We start from the raw sequence: 22,133 nt of genomic DNA, 5'->3' as shown, positions 1-22,133 counted from the left end.
TCGTTCGGGAACACTCTGTCAACATGGAAGGCCACGCGCCTCCCCCGCGGGGTGGAATCCCGCCGATCCGCCCGCAGGCGGATGTCCCGTCGAGCGACCCCCCGTACCGTGGAAGCATGACGGTCCTGCCACCCACGATCGCGCGGGCACCGGCGACACCTGCCGATCGCCGAGCCGACCTCGTTCTGGCGGTGGGCCTCTTCGTCGGTGCGATCCTCAGCGCCGCCCTCGGCTCCGTCGCCGGTTTCTACGGCACCGACACTGCGGAAATCCAGTGGTCCCTGCTCTACGGGGCAGCCCTCACCCTCCCCCTGGCACTCCGCCGCCGCTACCCCGAGATCATCGCTGTCGCGGTGTCGCTGGTGTTCTTCATCGGGATGAGCGCTCGCGTCCCGGAACTCTACGTCGGCAACATCGCGGTGTTCATCGCCTTCTACACGGTTGGCGCCTGGGTCGATGATCGTCGGCGGGCCATCCTCGTCCGCGTGCTCATCACCGTCGGCATGTTCTTCTGGCTGCTGGTGACGACGTTCCAGGCTGCCACCGCACCGACCGACGATGGACTCTCCCGGGAGGGGATCTTCTCCCCGTTCGTCGCCTACATGCTCATCCAGTTCCTCGTGAACGTCGCCTTCTTCGGGGGGGGCGTACTACATGGGCGACCGGGCCTACGCATCGGCCCTGCAGCGCCGCGCGCTCGAGCTGCGGACCGCCGAGTTGGAGCATGAGCGAGAAGTCACTGCCGCGCAGGCGGTGGCTCTGGACAGGGTGAAGATCGCGCGGGAACTGCACGATGTCGTCGCCCACCACGTCTCGGCGATGGGGGTGCAGGCGGGGGCCGCACGGGCGGTGATCGAGAAGGATCCGGATGCTGCGCGCACGGCGCTCTCGGGAGTGGAGACCTCCGCCCGCTCCGCCCTGCACGAGCTGCGACAGCTGCTCGAGACGCTGCGGACACCCGACGCGGGCTCGACCGAGGGGTCGACGCTGTCGCTCGACGACCTCGGCGAGCTGATCGCCTACGCGGAGGAGAACGGCCTCCCGACGACCTTCACCGTGATCGGGGACCCCACGCCGGTGCCGTACGTCGTGCAGGTGAACCTCTACCGCATCGCCCAGGAGGCGCTGACGAACGCCCGCCGCCACGCCGGACCCGACGCGAGCGCGGACGTGCGCCTGCGGTACGACCGCGACGCGGTGGAGCTCGAGATCACCAACACCGGGCGGGTCGCGACCATGATCCGGCCCGGACTCGGTCTCGTCGGAATGAGAGAACGCGCGGCGGCCTCGGGCGGTGAGATCGAGACCGGTCCCCGTTCGCGTGGCGGATTCCGCGTGCGGGTTCGGGTTCAGGTCGGCCCCGACCGCGCGGTCCCGGCGCCCGCGACCGCTTCCGCCGACCCTGCAGACGACACCGTTGTCGGCGAAGGAGTGACCACATGATCCGGGTGCTCCTCGTCGACGATCACGCGGTGATGCGGGCCGGGTTCCGGATGATCCTGGAGTCCGAAGACGACATCGCCGTGGTGGGGGAGGCCGCGAGCGGCACGGAGGCGGTCGCCGCGGCATCCGCTCTTTCTCCCGACGTGATCTGCATGGACGTGCAGATGCCCGGGATGGACGGGATCGCGGCGACGCGCGCGCTTGTCGCCGCGGGGTCGGAGGCCGCCGTGCTGATCGTCACGACCTTCGACCGCGACGATTATCTCTTCGAAGCGCTGTCCGCCGGGGCGAGCGGGTTCCTGCTGAAGAACGCCGGGCCCGAGGAACTCGTCCACGCGGTGCGCGTCGCCGCCGCCGGCGATGCGCTGCTCGCACCCGAGGTCACCCGCCGGGTGATCCGGCGTTTCGCGGGCGCGGACGCCGGCGACGGCGACGGCGTGCGCGCGGAGAATCGGCCCAGCGGCGGATCTCTCGCGTCAGATTGTCCGCGTCTGGGCCGAATGTCCGCGCCGGGGCCGACGACGGCGGCGACGGACGCCGCACCCGGGGCGCCGGCCGCACCCGCCGCGCCCGCGGTCGAGCTCACCGATCGCGAGACCGAGGTGTTGCGCCTCGTCGCGCAGGCGCTCAGCAACGCCGAGATCGCCGAGCGCCTCTTCATCGGTGAGGCCACGGTGAAGACGCACGTGTCGAACGTGCTGCAGAAGCTCGGCGCGCGCGACCGGGTCGCCGCGGTGGTCTACGCCCACCGCCACGGCCTCACCTGACCCGCCCCGGCTCAGTCGCCCATCGCGCCGGTTCGGAGTGGGCCCGAGGGGCCGTATCGCAGAACGACCGCGCCCTTTCCGAGACGATCGGGTCGCCGAGCAGCGCGAGCGTCGCGGGCGCGGCACCCTCGGGGAACACCTTCTTCCCACGCCCGATCACGACCGGGTAGGTGTAGAGGCGGAGCTCGTCGTAGGCGTCAGCCGCCAGCAGGGACTGGACGAAGTCGACGCTCCCGATAACGTGGATGCTCTTGTGCACCTCGCGGAGCGCGACGACATCCGCCACCGCGTCCACACCCAGAAGCATCGACCCCTCCCACTCGAGCGCCGGAGCGCCCCGGGACGCGACGTACTTCGGGATGGCGGCGAACTTCCGACCGATCCGACCGGCCCCGTCGCCCTGGACGTGGTGCGGCCAGCACGCCGCGAAGATGTCGTACGTGCGGCGCCCGAGCACGAGCGCGTCCATCTCGTCGATGCCCCGCGCGATCTCGCGACCCTCCCTCTCGCCCGAGACCGGCGCCTGCCAGCCGCCGTACGGGAAGCCGCCCGCGCGGTCCTCGTCCGGCGCGCCCGGCGCCTGCGCGACACCGTCGAGCGAGACGAACAGGTCGATCGTGATGCGTCCGGTCATGGGGTCCCCCTCGGCGTGCTCGATGACCATCCTCGCCCCGTTCGGGTGCGGCGGGAAGAGCGACAGCCCCGGCCCGCCGAAGCGGGACCGGGGCTGTCGAGGGGGAATCCGTCAGGCGCTGACGAGCTCGCGCGCGTAGCGGTCGACGAGGGCGTTGAACGCCTCGAGGTAGCCGACGAGGAACGCGGCGGTCTCGTCGTTGGTGACCTCGCCCGAGTCGGTGAACAGACCCGGGGTGGTCTGGATGTAGCCCTCGGGCTGTCCGAGCGACGGAGCGTTGAAGTGGCTGAGGATCGCCTTCAGGTGCTGCTGACCCGCGGCGGTCGCGATGCCGCCCTGCGAGGTGCCGATGACGGCGGTGGGCTTGCCGTCGAAGGAGTTCTGACCCCACGGACGCGCGGCCCAGTCGAGGGCGTTCTTCAGCACGCCGGGGATGGAACGGCTGTACTCGGGGGTGACGATGATCACGCCGTCGACGTCGGCGAGCGCCTGCTTGAAGTCACGGGCGACCTCGGGGTAGTCGGCGTCGTAGTCGGGCGAGTAGAACGGCAGGTCCTTGATCGGGATCTCGACGAGGGTCGTGCCCTCGGGGGCGAGGCGCGCGAGGGCCTCGGCCAGGCGCCGGTTGATCGACGTCGACGAGATGCTCCCGACGATGTACCCGATGGTGCGGTTGCTCATTGAGTTCTCCTCCATAGATGGTGTCTCCCGGCGGGAGACCGCCGTCGGACATTCCAAGAGGGTGAAAGTCGCGGCATCCCTTATGTATTCCCGCGTATGGAAAATTCTCTCGACGTCGAAGTATCCCCCGCAGGGGGGAGGACCGGCCGGGCGGGAAACCCACCCGGGGACGGATGTCGCCGCGCGGCGCCGTCCGTAACGTCGATGTCATCCCCCGCCGGTCACGACAGAAGGAGCATCCATGCTGGAGCTGAGAGGCATCACCAAGGCGTACGGCGGCCGCCGCGCGCTCGACGACGTCTCGTTCGACGTCCGCCCCGGACGGCTGACGGGCTTCGTCGGCGGCAACGGCGCCGGCAAGACCACGACGATGCGCATCATCCTGGGCGTCCTGGGGAAGGATGCCGGCACCGTCACCCTCGACGGCTCGCCCGTCACCCCCGCCGACCGCCGTCGCTTCGGATACATGCCCGAGGAGCGGGGGCTGTACCCCAAGATGAAGGTGCTCGAGCACATCGTCTACCTGGCGCGCCTGCACGGCTTCTCCAAGGCCGACGCCACCGCCCGCGCGACCTCGCTCCTGCAGGAGCTCGGTCTCGGCGAGCGCCTCGACGACAACGTCGAGACGCTGTCGCTGGGCAACCAGCAGCGCGCCCAGATCGCCGCCGCCCTCGTGCACCAGCCCGAGGTGCTCATCCTCGAAGAGCCGTTCTCCGGCCTCGACCCCCTCGCGGTCGACGTCGTGGCGGGCGTCCTGCAGCAGCGGGCCGCGGCCGGGACATCCGTCCTCTTCTCCTCCCACCAGCTCGACGTCGTCGAGCGCCTCTGCGACGACCTCGTCATCATCGCCGGCGGACAGGTGCGCGCTGCCGGCGCCCGCGATGCGCTCCGCGCCCAGCACTCCGCCCACCGCTACGAGCTGGTGTCGGCCGGGGACGCCGGATGGCTTCGCGACGAGGCCGGCGTGCGCGTCATCGACTTCGACGGTGGCTATGCCGTGTTCGACGTCGAATCCGAGGACGCCGCGCAGCGGGTGCTCCGCCGCGCGGTGGCCCAGGGGGATGTCGCAAGCTTCGCCCCGCAGCATCCCACCCTCGCCCAGATCTTCAAGGAGGTCATCCAGTGAGCACGTCCACCCTGCCCACCGCGCCCAGCACGGCGCAGAGCGTCTGGCTCGTCGCCGAGCGCGAGATCGGGTCGAAGCTGCGCAGCAAGGCCTTCATCATCTCCACCGCGATCCTCATCCTGGGGGCACTCGCGCTGGTGATCTGGGGCGGCTTCAGCGCGCAGAACTCCTCCGGCACGCCCGTCGCGGTGACGAGCAACGCCTCGCAGTACGTCGACGGCGTCGAAGGCCTCGACGTCACCGACGTGAGCGACCGCGCGCAGGCCGAGGAGCTCGTCGCCGCGGGCGATGTCGACGCCGCCGTCGTCGGCGACTCGTCGTCGCCCCTCGGCTTCGTCATCCTCGCCGACTCGAGCCCGCCCACCGACCTGATGCTCCTGCTCGCCCAGGTGCCGCCGGTGGAGCTGCTGAACCCCGATGAGACCAATCCGCTCATCCGCTACTTCGTCGCCCTCGGGTTCGGCATCGTGTTCCTCCTGGCCGCCTCGCTGTTCGGCGGCACGATCGCGCAGAGCGTGGTGGAGGAGAAGCAGACCCGGGTGGTCGAGCTGCTGATCTCGGCCGTGCCGACCCGGGCGCTGCTGGCCGGGAAGGTCATCGGCAACACCGTGCTCGCGATGGGTCAGATCCTGATCCTCGCCGCGGTGGCGGTCGTGGGACTCACCGTCACCGGCCAGACGGCGCTTCTTCAGGGGCTCGGCTCGGCGATCGCGTGGTTCGCGGTGTTCTTCCTCTTCGGCTTCATCCTGCTGGCGGCCCTGTTCGCCGCCGCGGCGGCGATGGTGTCACGTCAGGAGGACATCGGCTCGACCACGACCCCGCTGACGATGCTCATCATGGCGCCGTACTTCCTGGTGATCTTCTTCAACGACAACTCGCTGGTGCTGACGATCATGTCGTACGTACCCTTCTCGGCCCCGGTCGGGATGCCGATGCGGCTCTTCCTCGGCGAGGCGCAGTGGTGGGAGCCGCTGGTGTCGCTGGCGATCCTCGCCGCGACCTGCGTCGGGGCGATCCTCGTCGGCGCGAAGATCTACGAGAACTCGCTCTTGCGCATGGGGGCACGCGTCAAGCTGCGGGAGGCGCTGGCCGCCTGAGGCGCCGCGCCAGGGGGGATGCCGGAGTGCCGGCATCCCCCCTCTTCTTCTGGGCGAACTAGGGTGGCGAGCATGAGCGCTGCGCAGAAGACGGCCACCGACCTGACCACGCTGATCATCCTCGGGGCCTCGGGAGACCTCACCTCGCGGCTGCTCCTCCCCGCCCTCGGGCAGCTGCTCACGCGCGAGCCCGACCGGAAGATCCGTCTGCGCGGCGCGGGGATGGAGGACTGGGACGACGACCGCTGGCGCGACACGGTGAAGGCCTCGTTCGCCACGACCGGGTCGGAGAAGGCGTTCGCCTCGGTGGCGGCGACGACCTACACCAAGGCGGACATCACCGACCCCGCCGACCTGACCGCGCTGCTGGCCGGAAACGACGGCCGCATCGCGCTGTACTTCGCCGTGCCGCCGGCGGTGACCGAGCGCGCCTGCCAGGCGCTGACGACCCTCGAGGTGCCCGAGGGGCTCATCCTCGCCATCGAGAAGCCGTTCGGCAGCGACGAGGCCACCGCGCACGCCCTGAACGAGACGATCGCGAAGATCGTGCCCGAGACGCAGATCTTCCGCATCGACCACTTCCTCGGTCGCTCCACGACCCTGAACATTCTGAGCGCCCGACTGGCCAATCGGGTGCTCGAGCCGGTGTGGTCGGCCGAGCACATCGAGTCGATCTTCATCGGCTACGACGAGACCCTCGGGCTCGAGGGACGCGCCGGCTACTACGACCACGCCGGGGCGCTAGTCGACATGATCCAGAGCCACCTCCTCCAGGTGCTCGCGATCGTGGCGATGGAGCCGCCGGCGTCGCTGTCGGAGATCGACTTCCGCGAGGCGACGGGTGCCGTGCTCCGGGCGACCCACGTGTGGCAGGGCGACCCCGTCGCATCCTCCCGTCGCGCCAGGTACACCGCCGGCGTCGTCCAGGCCCGACCCCTGCCGTCCTACGTCGACGAGCCGGGCGTCGACCCGGCGCGCGACACCGAGACGCTGGCCGAGGTCGTCTTCGAGGTGCGCAACGCCCGCTGGCAGGGGGTGCCGTTCACCCTCCGGTCGGGAAAGGCGCTGGATGACGCCGAGCGCGAGGTCATCGTGCGCTTCAAGCCCGTCCGGCACCTGCCCCAGGGTCTCACCGGCAGCACCGCGCCCACGGTGCTGCGCTTCGCCCTCGGCCCCGACCGGATGACGCTGGAGATGAACGTCAGCGGCGACGGAGACGCGTTCGAGCTCGAGCGCGCCCCGCTCGTGGCAGACCTCGGCGAGGGGACGCTGAAGGCTTACGCCGAAGTGCTGTCGGGCATCCTCGACGGCGACGCGATGCTCGCCGTGCGCGCCGACGCCGCCGAGCAGTGCTGGCGGATCGTGCAGCCTGTGCTGGATGCCTGGCGAAGCGGCGAGGTGCCCCTCGACGAGTACCCCGCGGGGACCGACGGCCCGGAGGGGTGGCCGCGGCCGTAGGCCGCCGGGCTAGGGGGCCTCGCCGTCCCACGCGCGGACGCGATGCACCGTCGCCGTCTTCGGGTAGGCACCCGAGGGCGCACCGATCTCGAAGAGATCGATGAGCAGGAACATCGGTGAGACGGGGGCCTGCGGCATCCGCTTCAGCACCCGCCCCTCGCAGCCGATGAGAGTCTGCCCGCCACCCCAGATCGCCGTCCAGGTGTGCGGCCGCGACGCGTCGAAGGGGAGCGCGACCTCGGTCATGTCGCTGACCAGACGCGGATCGGAGTGGGCCTTGATGCCGGTGCGCGCGGTCGTGGTGGCGCCGACCGCCGCGGCGTCGATCTCGAACACGCAGATCTCGCCGGCGTCGTCGGAGGAGAGGTGCTCGGTGCCCACGAACCAGGCCGCGAGCATGCAGCCCGGATCGGTCGAGGCGGAGACGGTGATGTCGACCCGGCCGGAAGTCGGTGCCCAGAGCAGCCGGGTAGGCGTCTCGGTGCGGACGATCAGCCCGTCATCGCGGTGGCGATGGGTTCCGACGGTGGATCCGACCGGGCCGGAGAACGTACCGGTCTGGACGTTCGAGACGCGCAGCGGAGCATCCTCTGGTCGCCAGTCGAGCTGATCGGCCTCGATCCGCAGGCGCAGACCGTCGCTGCCGAGCGCGTAGCGCGCGGCCGACCGGTCGGGCGTCGTCCAGTGCGGCAGGTAGTGCGCGACCCACCGGTCGGGGTCGAGCCCCCGCGAGAAGTCGTCGTCGAAGACCGGTGGTCGGGCCGGAGGGGCCGGGAGGTCGGCCGTCATCCGGGAAGATCGTCGTCCTGGAAGACCGCGAGCACGTTGCCGGCCGGGTCCTTGAACCAGGCGATGTCCGGCCCGTTGTCGGTGGCGTGGACGATGCCTCGACTGTCGGTGGGGAATTCGTCGTCGGAGTAGATCTTCGTGTTCACCCCGCGGGCGTTGAGGTCGTCGACGGCGGCGCTGAGGTCGCGCACCGGGAAGTTCAGGATCCTGTAGCTCGCCGGCTGGTGGTTGGGCTTGTCGTAGATGAGCACGCGCCCGCCCGAGGCGAAGTCGAGCACGAGGAAGCCCATGTCGTCGTCGGCGACGGTCATCCCGAGCGTTTCGCCGTAGAACCGCCGTGCGGCGTCGATGTCGTCGACGCTGAAGCCGGGGAAAGCGTGGTCGGTGGTGAACATGGGTCCTCCTGAGCGGTGTGGTGCCAGCCTGACGCGTCGCGCGGTGCGCGTCCAGCCCCGCACGCGTCCGCACCGCCGCGCCTGCGCCTGCACAACTCCTCCGATCCGGGCCACGGAAGTCGGAATCAGGGCCCGCAGGGCGCTTCGCGTCGATTTCTGAGGAGTTGCGCCGATCGGGCTCGTCCCCAACTCCTGCAGAATCGGCGTTTCCGCCCGGCGGAGGCGGCCGGAACGGCTGTTCCGGCGCGGATTGCAGGAGTTAGAGCGGCCCGGCGCCGGCGCCGGGCGGGTTCCGGTCGGGGTGCAGCACGGTGAAGAGGGAATAGGTGTCGCCGTCGGGATCGGGCCCGCGCTCCTTGAACTCGTTCGCGAGGGCGTAGAGCCGGTCCTGGAGTTCGCGCCGATGCTCCTCGTTGAGCTTCAGACCCAGCCACGTGGCATCCAGGTCGTCGTCGGTGAGCCCCTCGATCTGCTGGAGGAACGTCTCGACCAGCACGTGCGACCCGCCGGACATCGACGTGCGCCACGACAGCCCGGTCGCCCGGTAGGGCACCTCGCGCGCACCCTGCGCACCGCTGCGCTCGGCCTCGGCGACGAGGTAGCCCGTGCCGACGAGCGTGCGGACGTGGTGCAGCATCGTGCCCGGGTTCACCCCGAGAAGCTCCGCCAGCTCCTTGTTGGTGCGCGCCTCGAAGGCGCACAGGCGCAGCACGCGCAGCCGCAGCGGCGAGCTGAGCGCGCGCATGCGCGCCTCGGCCTCGGGATCCCCCGGGCGCAGCTCGACACGCTCGCGACTCACGTCCCCACCCAATCACACCGATTGACATCTCTCAATCACCGCGTCACACTGATCGACATGTCTCAATCAGTCGCGACCGACACCGCACCGAAGGGGTCTCTCTGGCGCGACCGCAACTTCCTCACGATGTGGACCGGGCAGGCGTTCAGCCAGTTCGGCTCGCAGATCACCGAGCTCGCGATCCCCGTCCTCGCCGTCATCCTGCTGCAGGCGACCGAGTGGGAGGTCGGGGTGCTGAACGCGGCAAACGTCGCGGCGTTCCTCATCGTCGGGCTTCCCGCCGGCGCCTGGATCGACCGGATGCGCAAGCGCCACGTCATGATCTGGGCCGACCTCGTCCGCGCGCTCGCGCTCGGCTCGCTGCCGCTGCTGTGGTTCGCCGGCATCCTCGAGATCTGGCACCTCATCGTCGTCGCCCTGGTGATGGGTGTCGCCACGGTGTTCTTCGACGTGTCGTACCAGAGCCTCATCCCCTCACTCGTGCGGCCCGGCCAGATCGCCGAGGCCAACGGCAAGCTCGAGGCGACCCACCAGGTCGCCGGTCTCGCGGGACCGGCGGTGGGCGGATGGCTCGTGGGCGTCCTCGCCGCCCCCGTCGCCATCCTCGCCACGGTGGCCACCTACCTCGCCTCCTTCGTCGCGCTGCTGTTCACCCGCGATCACGAGCCACCCCACGAGCGCGAGAGCCGGCGGCCGCTGCACCGCGAGATCGGCGAGGGGCTGGGGTGGGTCTTCGGCAACCCGCTCCTGCGCCGCATCGTCTGCACGACGGGCACGGCGAACTTCTTCGGCACGATCGCCACGACGCTCCTGCCGATCTTCGTGCTCCGCGAGCTCGGCCTCTCCCCCGAGATGCTCGGCGTCGTCTTCTCGCTCTCCGCCGTCGGCGGGCTCCTCGGCGCGATCGCGACCCCTCACATCGTCAAGCGCATCGGCGAGGCCCGCGCCATCCCGATCAGCGCCATCATCTTCTGCCTGGTGCCCTTCTTCCTCCCCGCGATCTCGCTCGTCCCGGAGTTGGCGTTCCCGCTGCTGGTCATCCAGTTCTTCGGGCTGAGCTTCTCGGTGCTGCTGTACAACATCACGCAGGTCTCGTTCCGCCAGCGCATCACCCCCGCGCGCCTCCTCGGCCGCATGAACGCGTCCATCCGGTTCGTCGTGTGGGGCGTGATGCCGATCGCGGCCCTCGTCGCCGGCGCCCTCGGAACGTGGATCGGCACCGTGCCGACGCTGTGGCTCGCCGCCGCCGGCGAGCTGCTGTCGTGCCTGTTCGTCGTGATCGGACCCTTCTGGGGCATGCGGGAGCTCCCCGACGCGCACGCCGAGGCGTAGACGCCGCCGCCCTCGTAGGCAACCCCCGGCCCGCGCCGCCCGGGAGCGTGGTTGAGTGTGAGCATGGTCGCGCGCATCCTCTCGATCGGCACCGCCGTGCCGCCGACCGTGCTCGCGCAGGGCGACGTGCGCGACTTCTTCGTCGCCCAGCCGGGGGTCGACCGGCTGACCGCGCGGCTCATCGGCGCCGCCTTCGACGCCGCCGCGATCGAGCGTCGGCACACAGTGCTGCACGAGTTCGGTCGCCTGCGGGGTGAAAGGGGGACGGATGCCGCGCCCGCGGCGCCCGGCGGAGGGTTCGTCGGCCCGGAGGGCGAGCTTCGCGTCCCCTCCACCGGGGAGCGCAACGCGGCGTACACGGCCCTGGTTCCCGAGCTCTACGCGCGGGCGGCACGCGAGGCGCTGGCGGGGGGCCGCGTCGCGGCATCCGAGATCACCCATGTCGTGACCGTCTCGTGCACCGGCTTCTTCGCACCGGGACCGGACTACCGCCTGGTGCGCGATCTCGGGTTGTCGCCGACCGTCGAGCGCTACCACCTGGGGTTCATCGGCTGCGCGGCGGGGATTCCGGCGCTCCGCGCCGCCGCGCGCATCTCGGCCGCCGAGCCCGATGCGGTCGTGCTGGTGGCCTGCGCCGAACTGTGCTCGCTGCACATCCGCGCCTCGGACGATCCGCAGCAGATCGTCGCGGCGTCGGTCTTCGCCGACGGGGCGGCGGCAGCCGTCGTGACCGCACGCGACGATCTCGCCGAGCGGGTGGCGGGCACGGTGCTCGACCTCGACCGGTTCGCCACGACGCTCACGAGCGAGGGTGAGACCGACATGGTCTGGACGATCGGCGACGAGGGGTTCGAGATGACCCTGTCGGCCGAGGTGCCGCGCATCATCGGGCGCGAGATCCAGGAGGCCGTCGGCGGATTCCTCGGCGACGACCGCCCCACGACCTGGGCGGTGCATCCCGGTGGGCGGAGCGTCCTCGACCGCATCGAGTCGGGACTGGCGCTCCCGGGGCCGGCGCTGGAGACCTCACGGGCGGTGCTGCGCGATTTCGGCAACATGTCCAGTGCGACGATCCTGTTCATCCTGCAGCGGGTGCTCGGCGGCGGCGTGGCCGAGGGCGAGCGGGTCGCCACCCTGGCGTTCGGTCCCGGCCTCACCGTCGAAGCCGCCCTCCTCACCGCGCGCACCGGCGGGCGGCCGTGACGCTCGCCGCGCGCGACACTCGCCTGCGGGAGCTGATGGACGACCCCGACTGCGACCTCGCGCGCCTGCACACGACCCTGCGACGGTTCTCGATGGTCAATCGCCTGGTGTCGGGGTGGGGCGCGGTCTACCGGTCGCGGGTCGCGCCGCATCTGCGGAGGCTCGGGCGGCCCGCGCGGGTGCTGGACCTCGGATGCGGCGGCGGCGACGTCGTCGCCCGGCTCGCCGCGCTCGCGCGACGGGAGGGCCTGGTGGCCGAATGGGTGGGTGTCGACCCCGATGAGCGGGCCCTGGCGGTCGCCCGACGATATGCCGGTCCGGGCATACGGTTCGAGGCGACGGACTCGGCGGCGCTCCGCGCCGCCGGTGAGCGGTTCGACCTGGTGATCTCGAACCACGTGCTGCACCACCTCGACGAGGCCGCATTCGCCGCGTTCCGCGACGATTCGCTCGCCCTGGTCGAGGGCGGTCCTCGCGGGCTCGTGCTGCACGGCGACATCGCGCGCGGGCGCGCGGCGTACGGGCTGTATGCCGTGGGGATTACGCCGCTTGCTCCCGGGTCGTTCCTGCGCACGGACGGACTCCGCAGCATCCGTCGCTCTTTCACCGCGCCGGAACTGGCCGACGCTCTCGGGCCCGGGTGGCGGGTCGAGCAGCCGGCGCCCTTCCGGGTGCTCGCCGTCGCGGAGGGTCGGGATGCCTGAGGTCGTCGTCGTCGGCGCAGGACCGGTGGGGCTGCTGGCGGCGGCGGAGCTGCGCCGACACGGCATCGACGTCGCCGTGCTCGAGCGCCGGCCCGTGGCGGGGCCCGGCTCCCGGGCGATCGGGCTGCACTCGCCGTCACTCTCGGCGCTCGAGCCGGGCGGATACACCGATCGACTGCTCGCCGAGGCGCTGCGGGTCGACCGCGGCGAGGCGCGCAGCGGCGGTCGGGTGCTGGGGGTCGTGCGCTTCGACCGGCTGTCTCGTCGCTTCCCGTTCGTCGCGACGCTGCCGCAGGCGGTGACCGAGCGGGTGCTGACCGATGCGGCGCCGCGGGTCGAGCGCGGGGTGACGGTGCGCGGCGTGTCCGCCGAGCGCGGCGGCGTGCGGATCGACGTCGAGCGGGGGGAGGGCGGAGCGGGCGAGGTGCGCGCGGGCGTGGTGATCGTGGCGTCCGGCGCGGGCGCGCGGGATCTCGTCTTCCGCCCGGGCGCGGTCGCCGTGCACGAGTACCCCGACCGCTACCTCATGGCCGATGCTCCGGGCGAGGGCCGCGCGGTGGCGGAGGTGCACCTCGACCGGGGCGGAGTGCTGGAGTCGTTCCCGATGCCCGGGGGCGTGCGGCGGTTCGTCGCCTGGGACCCGTCGCCCGGCGACGACGACCCCGCCGCGCGCGCGGCCCGGCTGCGAGCCGCCGTCGTGGAGCGGGTGGGCCCTGCCGCCGGGGCGGCGATCGGGAGCGCATCGTCGTTCGGGGTGCGGCGGGCGGTCGCCCCGCGCCTTCGCCGCGGGCGGATCGTCGTGATCGGCGACGCGGCGCACGAGGTCAGCCCCATCGGCGGGCAAGGGATGAACCTCGGGCTGCTGGATGCCGCGACCCTCGCCCCGCTTGTGGCGGCGTGGGTGCGCGGGGGCGAGGCGCCCGACGCGGAGCTCGGCCGGTGGGAGCGGCGGCGGGTCGCCTCGGCGCGGCGCGCGGCGCTGCTGGCGTCGCTCAACACCGGCCTCGGTCGACCGCTCGGCGCCGCCGGCGATGCGGCGCGGCGCGCCGCGCTGCGCGCCCTCCTCGCCGGACCGGGCGGGCGGGCCTCCGCCCACGCGTACGCGATGGGCCTCGACCGCGACGCGTGAGGGTGCGTGCCGTGGTGTCCTCAACTCCTGCACGCCGGGCTTCCGACCTCGCTCAAGAGAGGGTTCGAGATCGCAGGACGCGATTCTGCAGGAGTTGGGGCCGTGGCGGCTCGGGGCGCGGGGCGCGTAGCGTGGACGCGTGTCCTTCATCGATGTCGTGAACCACCTCGACGCCACCCGCGTCGTCGCCATCATCACCCGCCGACAGGACGGGTCGCCCACGGCCACCCCCATCTGGGCGGTCGTCATCGACGGCGAGCCATACGTGCGATCCGCCTACGGCGAGAAGGCCTGGTGGTGTCGCCACGTGATGGCCGGCCGTGAGGTCGAGTTCGCGATGGCGGATGGTGCGATCGCCGAACGCGATAAGGACGCGGCGCTGACGCTTCCCCGCGAACGCGTCGCCCTCGAGGCGATCCCCGCCGACGACCCGATCAACGACCGCATCGACACCGCGCTCTGGGACAAGTACGCCGACGAGCCCTCCTCGGTCGAGGAGACGATCACCCCTCGCGCCCGCGCCTGCACGTTCCGCGTCGTCGCCCCCTGACCCTCACGTCCGGCGCTCCGGAGTCCTCCCCTTCCCCCGAGCGATGTCGGGGTTCTGCAGATTCCCGGTGACCCTGGTGCGAAACCCCGACACGTACCCGGGTCATGCCCGCAGGGCACCGCCCGAGAGGATGAGCTGCGCCGCCAGCAGCAGGGCCGCCAGCATCACCAGCCGGAAGAGCGTGCGCCCGGGGGCGCGGTTGAGCGTCAGGACGACGGTCAAGACGGCCACCGCGACGACAGCGGCGAACAGCACCCACGACACGACGGCGACCCGCGAGATGTCACCCCCGACGGGCCCGATCAGCACCGCAAGCGCGCCCCCGACGACACCGGCGGCGGCGAGCACGGTCGACGCGCGCGCACCGAGCCGGTGCGGCAGCCCCCGCACCCCGGTCCTCCGGTCGGCGTCGAGGTCGGGCAGCACGTTGGTGAGGTGCACCGAGGCGCCGAGCACCGCGCCGGCGACCGTGGCCCACAGGGGCGCGACGGACGGGGCCGGCGCGGCGAGCGTCGCCAGCGACGGCAGCGATCCGAAGGCGATCAGGAAGGGGACGATCGAGAACGGCGTGGACTTCAGCGGCCGGTTGTAGATCCATCCCGAAAGGATGATCACGGCGTTGCCGGCGACCACGCCCCACCCGAACGAGGCTGACAGGCCGAGCGCGACGACGATCGAGGCGACCGCGCCGATCCACGCCGTTCGCACGCTGATCTCGCCGCGGGCGAGGGGCTTGTCGGTGCGGCCGACGGCGCGGTCGCGGGCGGCGTCGATGGCGTCGTTGGATATGCCGATCGAGAGCTGCCCGAAGAACACGGCGGCTGCGACGAGCGCGATGCGCCAGGGATCCAGACCCGCCGCGAGGCCGAGGCAGGCCGACAGCGCGGTGACGACGAGGGTCGGCCCCGGATGGGAGGAGCCCCACAGCGCCCGGACGATCCGCATCCCTCGACGCTATCGGGCGAGTGCACCCTCGCGGGCAGGGAGTGCACCCTCGCGGGCAGGCCGGGCCGCCCCGGACCCCCGCGGCCCGGGGCGCCGCGGCGTGTCAGTCCTCGAGGATCGCCTCGATCACCTCGTCGTCGTCCGCATCGGCCGCACCGCCGGCGCCGCCCCCGGGCGCGGCCGCCGGACCGTCGCTCGTGAGCACCAGCGCCGACCCGTCGGCGGCGACGTCGACGCGCACGAGGTCGCCGTCGCGCACCCCGCCCGAGAGGATCGCCATCGCCAGGCGGTCCTGGATCTCGGACTGGATGAGCCGGCGCAGCGGCCGCGCCCCGAACACCGGGTCGTACCCGCGCTCGGCGAGCCAGGCGCGCGCGTCGGGCGTCACGGCGAGCGTCAGTCGCCGGTCCTTCAGCCGTCGCTGCAGTGCGTCGACGGCGAGTTCGACGATCTGGGCGAGGTCGTCCTCGGTGAGCGCCTGGAAGATGACGATGTCGTCGAGCCGGTTGATGAACTCGGGCTTGAACGCCTGCCGCACGAGGGCCTGCACCTGCTCGCGCTTGACCTCGGTCGTCAGGGTCGGGTCGATGAGGATCGGCGACCCGAGGTTCGAGGTGAGGATCAGGATCACGTTCTTGAAGTCGACCGTGCGCCCCTGCCCATCGGTCAGGCGCCCGTCATCCATCACCTGCAGCAACACGTCGAACACCTCGGGGTGCGCCTTCTCGACCTCGTCGAGCAGCACGACCGAGTACGGCCGACGACGCACGGCCTCGGTCAGCTGTCCACCCTGCTCGTATCCGATATACCCGGGAGGGGCGCCGACCAGCCGCGAGACCGAGTGCTTCTCGCCGTACTCCGACATGTCGATGCGCACCATGGCGTGCTCGTCGTCGAAGAGGAACTCCGCCAGGGCCTTCGCCAGCTCGGTCTTGCCGACACCGGTCGGGCCGAGGAAGAGGAACGACCCCGTGGGCCGGTTCGGGTCGCTGATGCCCGCCCGCGAGCGGCGGACGGCGTCCGACACCGCACGCACCGCGTCGCGCTGGCCGATCAGGCGCTTGCCGAGCTCCTTCTCCAGGTGGAGCAGCTTCTCGGTCTCGCCCTGCATGAGGCGCCCGACCGGGATCCCGGTCCAGGCCGCGATCACCGCGGCGATGTCCTCCTCGGTGACCTGGTCGTTCACCATCCGGTCGCCGGCCGGCTCCTCGCGCTCCGCCTCGACGAGGTCGCGCTCCAGCCGCGGGATCTCGGCGTACAGGATCCGCGAGGCCTTCTCGAGGTTCCCCTCGCGCTGCGCGCGCTCGGCCTCGATGCGGGCGGCATCCAGTCGGGTCTTGAGGTCACCGACCCGGTTCAGCGACGACCGCTCACGCTCCCACCGAGCCTGAAGCTCGTCGAGCTTCGCCTGCTCCTTCGCGAGGCTGTCACGCAGCGCCGCAAGACGCTCGCGCGACGCGTCATCCTTCTCCTTCTTCAGCGCCAGCTCTTCCAGCTTCAGCCGGTCGACGTGCCGGCGCAGCTCGTCGATCTCGAGCGGCGCCGAGTCGATCTCCATCCGCAGCCGCGAGGCCGCTTCGTCGATGAGGTCGATGGCCTTGTCGGGCAGCTGGCGGCTCGGGATGTAGCGATGGGACAGGGATGCCGCGGCGACGAGCGCCCCGTCGGAGATCGCCACCTTGTGGTGCGCCTCGTAGCGCTCCTTGAGGCCGCGGAGGATGGCGACGGTGTCTTCGACCGACGGCTCGCCGACGTAGACCTGCTGGAAGCGCCGCTCCAGCGCCGCATCCTTCTCGATGAACTCGCGGTACTCGTTGAGGGTCGTCGCGCCGATCAGCCGCAGCTCACCGCGGGCGAGCATGGGCTTGAGCATGTTGGACGCCGCGACCGATCCTTCGCCGCCGCCCGCGCCCATCAGCACGTGCAGCTCGTCGATGAAGGTGATGATGCGCCCGTCGGACTCGGTGATCTCCTTCAGCACGCTCTTCAGTCGCTCCTCGAACTGCCCGCGGTACATCGCGCCCGCGACGAGCGCCGAGATGTCGAGGGTGATGAGCTCCTTGTCCTTGAGCGATTCCGCGACATCGCCGGCGACGATGCGCTGCGCGAGACCCTCGACGACGGCGGTCTTGCCGACGCCCGGCTCGCCGATCAGCACCGGATTGTTCTTCGTGCGGCGGGTGAGCACCTGGCTGACGCGGCGGATCTCGCTGTCGCGCCCGATGACGGGGTCGAGCTTGCCCTGCCGGGCGCGGTCGGTGAGGTTGATCCCGAACTGCTCGAGGGCGCTCTGCTGCTCCTCTTGCCCGGGCATCTGGGTGGCGTTCATGGGGTCTCCTGGGAATCTGTGGGACTCAAACCTGAGTCAAGATGACTCAACTTTACCAGCAGGATGCCGCGTGGGCAACGGGGGCCGCAGATGAGACCCCTCTCATCTCGTCAGATTTCCCTTTCCCGCCCGGTCGCGCGTCACTACGGTCGGGAGAGTCGGCGTCGACGAGGTCGCCGACATCCGAAGGGAGAGCCATGCCGCTCACGAAGCGCAGGATCGCAGCGGTCACCGCCGCCACGGCAGTGATCGCCACGATGGGACTGGCCGCACCGGCCTACGCGGTGCCGGTCGCCGACACACCGGAGAAGATCGTCAAAGCCGTCAAGATCAGCCAGGTGATGAATCACCTGAAGCAGCTGCAGCGGATCGCGGATGCCAATGACGGCAACCGCGCGTCGGGTCTTCCCGGCTACGACGCGTCCGTGGATTACATCGTCAAGGAGCTCACGCGGGCCGGGTACGCGCCCGAGGTGCAGGAGTTCCCCTTCACCTACGCCGAGGAGAACAGCGCGCTCACCCGTGAAGACCCCGCGACGACGTGGGTCGACGGCCAGGACTTCCTCCGCAACAATTTCGACAGCGGCAGCCCGGAGGGAACGGGCACCGGGCCCCTCGTCCCGGTCGACTTCGAACCCGCCTTCCCCGCCGACGGCACGAGCACGAGCGGATGCGAGGCCGAAGACTTCGCCGGCTTCCCCGCCGGCGGCGTCGCCCTCGTGCAGCGCGGCTCGTGCGACTTCTCCCTCAAGGCGGTCAACGCCCAGGCCGCCGGAGCCTCGGCGGTGATCGTCTCCAACGACGGTCGCGCAGGGCTTGTCGGAATGATCGGGGATGCCACGGGCCTGACCATCCCCGCGGTGTTCGCCTCGACCGAGGTCGGGCAGGACCTCTACGCCACGCCCGGAGCGACGGTCACGGTGACCGTGGACTACTTCGCCGAGGAGCGCGTGACCTACAACGTCTTCGCCGAGACCAACACCGGCGACGACTCCAACGTCGTCATGGCGGGCGCGCACCTCGACAGCGTGCAGGCGGGCGCGGGCATCAACGACAACGGGTCGGGCAGCGCGGCGCTGCTGGAGACGGCCATCCAGATGCAGCGCGTGGAACCCACCAACACCGTGCGCTTCGCGTGGTGGGGCGCGGAGGAGGAGGGCCTCCTCGGAGCCGACTACTACGTCTCCAACCTCACCCCGGAGGAGATCGACGAGATCGCCCTGTACTTGAACTTCGACATGATCGGCTCGCCGAACTACGTCTACGGGGTCTACGACGGCGACAACTCCAGCGGCACCGCTCCGGAGGGCTTCATCCCGGCCGGCTCCGCGCAGATCGAGGACGTCTTCGAGCGGTTCTACGCCTCGCAGGGTGTTCCGTTCCAGGACACCGAGTTCTCGGGACGCTCCGACTACGGCCCCTTCATCGCCGTCGGCATTCCGGCGGGCGGCCTCTTCACCGGCGCGGAGGGCATCAAGACCGAGGAGGAGGCCGCACGCTTCGGCGGGCTGGCGGGTGTCGCCTACGACCCCTGCTACCACCAGCTGTGTGACAACCTCACCGGTGAGGGCCAGGACGAGGCGGTCTACAAGGACCTCGCCCGGTCGGTGAAGCAGCGCCTCACGGGCAATGTCAACCGCACCGCCCTGGACGTGAACTCCGATGCGCTTGCGTCGGCGGTCATCACGTTCGCGTTCGACACGTCGATCCTCACCGCCGACGACGGTTCCGCGGGCGCCACGGGCGGCTCCTCGACGCCGGGCGGCGGGTTCCTGCACGACCACGGCCACCACACCGAGGTCGCGATGCGCTGACGCTCAGCCCACGGGCTCCAAGACGGATGCCGCGGCGACGACGTTCGCCGCGGCATCCGTCTTGTTCGTCATGGACCCCTCCCGCACGCAGCAGAACCGGTCACGGTAGGCGGTGGGGGTGATCCCGAGCGTGCGCGCGAAGTTCTGGCGAAGGACGGCGGCCGATCCGAAGCCGCTCTCCCAGGCGATGCGGTCCAGGCCCAGATCGGTGGTCTCCAGCAGCCGCTGCGCGTGGATGAGACGCTGGCGCGCGAGCCACGCGGCGGGGGTCGCGCCGTGGTCGGCCTTGAACCGGCGGGCGAAGGTGCGCGGCGACATGTGGGCCTTCGCGGCGAGCTGCTCGACGGTGAGGTCGCTGCGCAGATTGTCGAGCATCCAGTCGGTGACCGGCGCGAGCGACTGCGACGTCGACACCGGCAGGGGCTTGTCGATGAACTGCGCCTGACCGCCGTCGCGCTGCGGCGGTACGACCATGCGGCGGGCGATCTTGTTCGTCAGCTCGGCGCCGAGCTCCTGGCGGAGCAGATGCAGGCACGCGTCGATGCCCGCCGCCGTGCCGGCGCTGGTGATGATGCGGCCGTCCTGCACGTAGAGCACATCGGGGTCGACCTCGACCGCCGGGAACATCTGCGCCATCTTCGCCGCGTACATCCAGTGCGTGGTCGCCCGTCGGCCATCGAGCACGCCGGCGGCGCCGAGCACGAACGAGCCGCTGCAGACGCTCAGCACCCAGGCGCCGCGATCGACGGCACGACGGATCACCTCGATCACCCGCGGGTCGGGATCTCCCCAGTACTCCTGCGGGGTGGGCGAGACCACCACGAGGTCGGCCTCGTCGGCGAAAGTCAGATCGGCGTCGACGAGGAGGGAGAAGCCGAGCTTGGACGGAACGGTTCCGGGATCGGGCGTGACGACGCGGAAGTCGAAGTTCGGAACCCCGTCGGCGGAGCGGTCGAGGCCGAACGCCTCGCACGCGACGCCGAACTCGAACGGCGCGAACCCGGGGGTGACGATGCAGGCGACGGTCTTCATCGGCGTGTGTCTCCTCTCTAGGCGGTCTGTTCCGCCCCTCACCGTATGGCAGAAATCACTCGGATAGTGTCCATCCTGCCACTGGTGGCAGAATAGCGCCAGGCGTAGCTTTTCTGCCATGACTCTTCTACTGATCCTCGCCGCCGCCTCCGTGTGGAGCATCGTCGCCACGACCATCGCCGTTCGCCGGGACGGCTACCGCCGCGTGCCGACCGATCGTGCCCGGCTGCCGTGACCCTAGACTCGGAACCTCGATGAGACGAGGTCGCCGTGTCCTACCCCACTCCCGCTGAGCCCACCCCCGCGTCCAACGCCTCTCCGGCGGGTCCGGCGGCAGGGTTCGCGCCGCCGCCCGGCTACGCGCCTGCCGGCGTCGACCCGCGGCCGGCCGGAACGCGCGGGCGGAGGAACCCCTGGGGTCTCGCCGCGATCATCTCCGCCGCTGTCCTGGTGCTGGTCCTCGTGCTGCAGCTCTTCGCCCAGGTGGCCGTGCTGCTGTCGCAGACGTACGACCTGTTCGGGCCGATCACCGGCATCCTCGGCATCGTCGAGGGACTCGTCGCCCTCATCACCGTCGTGCTCGGCCTGGTCGGACTCTTCCAGCGCGACCGTTCGCCCGTGCTCGCGGCGATCGCCCTCGGGGCGGGCGGGTTGGCCCTCGTGAGCGCCGTGCTGTGGAACGTGCTCTACCCGGTGATCCTCAGCGCCGCCTGACCCGCTCGTAGACGGCGATCATCGCCTCGGTGCGCGACGACTGCCGGAACGACTCGGCGATCTCGGGGCGCGGCCGCGGCGCGCGCCCGGCGTCGATGTCGGCGACGGCGTCGCGGAGCGCTGCTGCGAACGCCTCCGGCTCCGTACCGACCCGCCAGACTCCCCCGCCGAGCTCGTCGGCGATGTCGGGGTCTGCCACGATGGCCGGGGTGCCGAGCGAGGCGGCCTCGAACACCGTCATCCCCTGCGTCTCGAATCCGACAGAGCTCTGCACCAGCGCGTCGGCGGCGGCGAGCCGCCGGAGCGTCTCGGCGTACGGCAGTCGACCGGCGAAGGTCACCCGCGCGGCGGGGCGGCGCCGAGCGACGAGCCGTCGCGCCGCGCGCGCCTGCCCGCCGCCGCCGATCACCGTCACGTCGGCGGCGACGCCCGAGTCGGCGAGGGCGTCGAGGAAGGGCAGCAGCCGCTTCTCCGGACTCATCCGGCCGACCCACACCAGGCGGGGGGGCGTCTTCGCCGGCGCCGGCGCGGGGGCTGCGCCCGCGGCATCCAGCATCTCGTCATCGATGCCGTTCCACACCACGTCGACCCGGCCGTCGGGTGACCCGCCGGGACGGACGTGGTGGGCCATCAGGCGATGGGCGAAGTGGGAGGACGGCGCGGTCACCGCTGCGGCGCGCGCGCCGAAGCGGCGGAGGTAGGCCCACCCGTCGGTTCCCGACTCCCGCGGCGCGCGCGGTCGGATCGCCCGGCTCGCCCAGGCGTTCAGGACTCGCAGCGCCAGGCGCGGGAACGGGGTGGTCGCCGCGATCCCCACGTCGACGCGGTTGTGCATGGTGTGGACGACCGGGAGCGCGTGCCGGGCCGCGAACCGGTGACCGAGGATCGCGCCCCAGAAGTCGCCCTGCACGTGAACGACGTCCACCGGCGGACGCCCGACCATCCCCGCATCGACGGCGCGGTCGGCGGCGCGGGTCGGCAGCGTCATCCCGTACTCCCGGTCGAGGGTCACCGGCAGCGAGGGCAGATCGAGGAAAGCGGGGTCGGCGACCGGCCGGGCGTGCAGGCGCGGCTGGACGATCGTGACCGTGTGTCCGGCGCGCTCGAGGAATCGGCGCTGCAGCCTCATGGACACCTGCGCACCGCCGGAGGACTCGACGTGCTGGTCGCCGAACATCACGATGTGCACGGC

The 22,133-nt window shown here is 71.3% G+C and carries 22 protein-coding genes; 13 read left to right on the top strand and 9 right to left on the bottom strand.

Features of this window, described 5'->3' with window-relative positions; translation table 11 throughout:
• Positions 1 to 116: 116 nt before the first annotated feature.
• From MA875_RS17700 to MA875_RS00605, 3 genes are read left to right on the top strand one after another with little or no spacing between them, the layout of a single operon-like run.
• The gene (locus MA875_RS17700) at positions 117 to 728 is read left to right on the top strand and encodes a DUF7134 domain-containing protein (protein ID WP_308221487.1); all 612 of its coding nucleotides are present in this window, start codon (positions 117 to 119) and stop codon (positions 726 to 728) included.
• On the top strand, positions 655 to 1,443 hold the full coding sequence (locus MA875_RS17695) for a sensor histidine kinase (protein WP_308221486.1): 789 nt from the start codon (positions 655 to 657) through the stop codon (positions 1,441 to 1,443). The genes MA875_RS17700 and MA875_RS17695 overlap by 74 nt, the downstream gene beginning before the upstream one ends.
• On the top strand, positions 1,440 to 2,210 hold the full coding sequence (locus tag MA875_RS00605; RefSeq protein WP_248239605.1) for a response regulator: 771 nt from the start codon (positions 1,440 to 1,442) through the stop codon (positions 2,208 to 2,210). The genes MA875_RS17695 and MA875_RS00605 overlap by 4 nt, the downstream gene beginning before the upstream one ends.
• Here MA875_RS00605 and MA875_RS00600 read toward each other — a convergent pair.
• Complete coding sequence (locus MA875_RS00600) at positions 2,203 to 2,844, bottom strand: dihydrofolate reductase family protein (RefSeq protein ID WP_308221485.1); 642 nt, start codon at positions 2,842 to 2,844, stop codon at positions 2,203 to 2,205. The two genes, MA875_RS00605 and MA875_RS00600, sit on opposite strands and share 8 nt — an antisense overlap.
• Before the next feature lie 111 nt (positions 2,845 to 2,955).
• Positions 2,956 to 3,525, bottom strand: coding sequence for an NADPH-dependent FMN reductase (locus MA875_RS00595; RefSeq protein ID WP_248239604.1), 570 nt, complete (start codon positions 3,523 to 3,525; stop codon positions 2,956 to 2,958).
• 241 nt (positions 3,526 to 3,766) lie between these two features.
• Here MA875_RS00595 and MA875_RS00590 point away from each other — a divergent pair, with 241 nt between their 5' ends.
• From MA875_RS00590 to MA875_RS00580, 3 genes are all read left to right on the top strand, one after another.
• Positions 3,767 to 4,651: an ABC transporter ATP-binding protein gene (locus tag MA875_RS00590; RefSeq protein WP_248239603.1), complete on the top strand. Its 885-nt coding sequence runs from the start codon at positions 3,767 to 3,769 to the stop codon at positions 4,649 to 4,651.
• Positions 4,648 to 5,748 (top strand): ABC transporter permease, encoded by a 1,101-nt coding sequence (locus MA875_RS00585; RefSeq protein WP_248239602.1) that lies wholly within the window; start codon positions 4,648 to 4,650, stop codon positions 5,746 to 5,748. The genes MA875_RS00590 and MA875_RS00585 overlap by 4 nt, the downstream gene beginning before the upstream one ends.
• 72 nt (positions 5,749 to 5,820) lie before the next feature.
• Positions 5,821 to 7,206 carry a glucose-6-phosphate dehydrogenase gene (locus MA875_RS00580; protein ID WP_248239601.1) on the top strand — a complete coding sequence of 462 codons (1,386 nt, stop codon included), beginning with the start codon at positions 5,821 to 5,823 and terminating at the stop codon, positions 7,204 to 7,206.
• Between the two features lie 9 nt (positions 7,207 to 7,215).
• Here the strand turns inward: MA875_RS00580 and MA875_RS00575 are convergent, their stop codons facing one another.
• The 3 genes from MA875_RS00575 to MA875_RS00565 form a co-directional block, all read right to left on the bottom strand.
• Positions 7,216 to 7,995 (bottom strand): BTB/POZ domain-containing protein, encoded by a 780-nt coding sequence (locus MA875_RS00575; protein WP_248239600.1) that lies wholly within the window; start codon positions 7,993 to 7,995, stop codon positions 7,216 to 7,218.
• Complete coding sequence (locus MA875_RS00570) at positions 7,992 to 8,390, bottom strand: VOC family protein (RefSeq protein WP_248239599.1); 399 nt, start codon at positions 8,388 to 8,390, stop codon at positions 7,992 to 7,994. Before MA875_RS00570 ends, MA875_RS00575 begins: the two co-directional genes overlap by 4 nt.
• Positions 8,391 to 8,649: 259 nt before the next feature.
• On the bottom strand, positions 8,650 to 9,135 hold the full coding sequence (locus MA875_RS00565; protein WP_248240098.1) for a helix-turn-helix domain-containing protein: 486 nt from the start codon (positions 9,133 to 9,135) through the stop codon (positions 8,650 to 8,652).
• A 111-nt stretch (positions 9,136 to 9,246) separates the two neighbouring features.
• On the opposite strand from MA875_RS00565, the gene MA875_RS00560 reads away from it, so the two are divergent.
• From MA875_RS00560 to MA875_RS00540, 5 genes are all read left to right on the top strand, one after another.
• Complete coding sequence (locus MA875_RS00560) at positions 9,247 to 10,521, top strand: MFS transporter (RefSeq protein ID WP_248239598.1); 1,275 nt, start codon at positions 9,247 to 9,249, stop codon at positions 10,519 to 10,521.
• Between the two features lie 63 nt (positions 10,522 to 10,584).
• A complete protein-coding gene (locus MA875_RS00555; RefSeq protein ID WP_248239597.1) occupies positions 10,585 to 11,724 on the top strand; it encodes a type III polyketide synthase in 1,140 nt (379 codons plus the stop codon).
• The gene (locus tag MA875_RS00550; RefSeq protein ID WP_248239596.1) at positions 11,721 to 12,428 is read left to right on the top strand and encodes a methyltransferase domain-containing protein; all 708 of its coding nucleotides are present in this window, start codon (positions 11,721 to 11,723) and stop codon (positions 12,426 to 12,428) included. The genes MA875_RS00555 and MA875_RS00550 overlap by 4 nt, the downstream gene beginning before the upstream one ends.
• A complete protein-coding gene (locus MA875_RS00545) occupies positions 12,421 to 13,557 on the top strand; it encodes an FAD-dependent oxidoreductase (RefSeq protein ID WP_248239595.1) in 1,137 nt (378 codons plus the stop codon). Before MA875_RS00550 ends, MA875_RS00545 begins: the two co-directional genes overlap by 8 nt.
• Positions 13,558 to 13,696: 139 nt before the next feature.
• Positions 13,697 to 14,107: a DUF2255 family protein gene (locus MA875_RS00540; protein ID WP_248239594.1), complete on the top strand. Its 411-nt coding sequence runs from the start codon at positions 13,697 to 13,699 to the stop codon at positions 14,105 to 14,107.
• Between the two features lie 102 nt (positions 14,108 to 14,209).
• Here MA875_RS00540 and MA875_RS00535 read toward each other — a convergent pair whose 3' ends face one another.
• Positions 14,210 to 15,052: a UbiA family prenyltransferase gene (locus MA875_RS00535; RefSeq protein WP_248239592.1), complete on the bottom strand. Its 843-nt coding sequence runs from the start codon at positions 15,050 to 15,052 to the stop codon at positions 14,210 to 14,212.
• A gap of 103 nt (positions 15,053 to 15,155) precedes the next feature.
• A complete protein-coding gene (locus MA875_RS00530; protein WP_248239587.1) occupies positions 15,156 to 17,381 on the bottom strand; it encodes an ATP-dependent Clp protease ATP-binding subunit in 2,226 nt (741 codons plus the stop codon).
• Positions 17,382 to 17,578: 197 nt separating this feature from the next.
• On the opposite strand from MA875_RS00530, the gene MA875_RS00525 reads away from it, so the two are divergent.
• Positions 17,579 to 19,195 carry a M28 family peptidase gene (locus MA875_RS00525; RefSeq protein ID WP_248239585.1) on the top strand — a complete coding sequence of 539 codons (1,617 nt, stop codon included), beginning with the start codon at positions 17,579 to 17,581 and terminating at the stop codon, positions 19,193 to 19,195.
• Between the two features lie 3 nt (positions 19,196 to 19,198).
• Here MA875_RS00525 and MA875_RS00520 read toward each other — a convergent pair whose 3' ends face one another.
• Positions 19,199 to 20,227 (bottom strand): GlxA family transcriptional regulator, encoded by a 1,029-nt coding sequence (locus MA875_RS00520; protein WP_248239583.1) that lies wholly within the window; start codon positions 20,225 to 20,227, stop codon positions 19,199 to 19,201.
• A 270-nt stretch (positions 20,228 to 20,497) separates the two neighbouring features.
• Here MA875_RS00520 and MA875_RS00515 point away from each other — a divergent pair, with 270 nt between their 5' ends.
• The gene (locus MA875_RS00515; protein ID WP_248239581.1) at positions 20,498 to 20,941 is read left to right on the top strand and encodes a hypothetical protein; all 444 of its coding nucleotides are present in this window, start codon (positions 20,498 to 20,500) and stop codon (positions 20,939 to 20,941) included.
• On the opposite strand, the gene MA875_RS00510 is transcribed toward MA875_RS00515, so the two are convergent.
• Positions 20,928 to 22,130 carry a glycosyltransferase family 4 protein gene (locus MA875_RS00510; RefSeq protein WP_248239579.1) on the bottom strand — a complete coding sequence of 401 codons (1,203 nt, stop codon included), beginning with the start codon at positions 22,128 to 22,130 and terminating at the stop codon, positions 20,928 to 20,930. The genes MA875_RS00515 and MA875_RS00510 overlap by 14 nt on opposite strands.
• Positions 22,131 to 22,133 lie beyond the last annotated feature (3 nt).

Origin of the sequence: Microbacterium kunmingense (genome assembly GCF_023155745.1) — a bacterium.
Lineage (GTDB): Bacteria > Actinomycetota > Actinomycetes > Actinomycetales > Microbacteriaceae > Microbacterium > Microbacterium kunmingense.
Note: the sequence above shows the minus strand (reverse complement) of the source record. Positions and strands in the feature narration are given on the sequence as shown.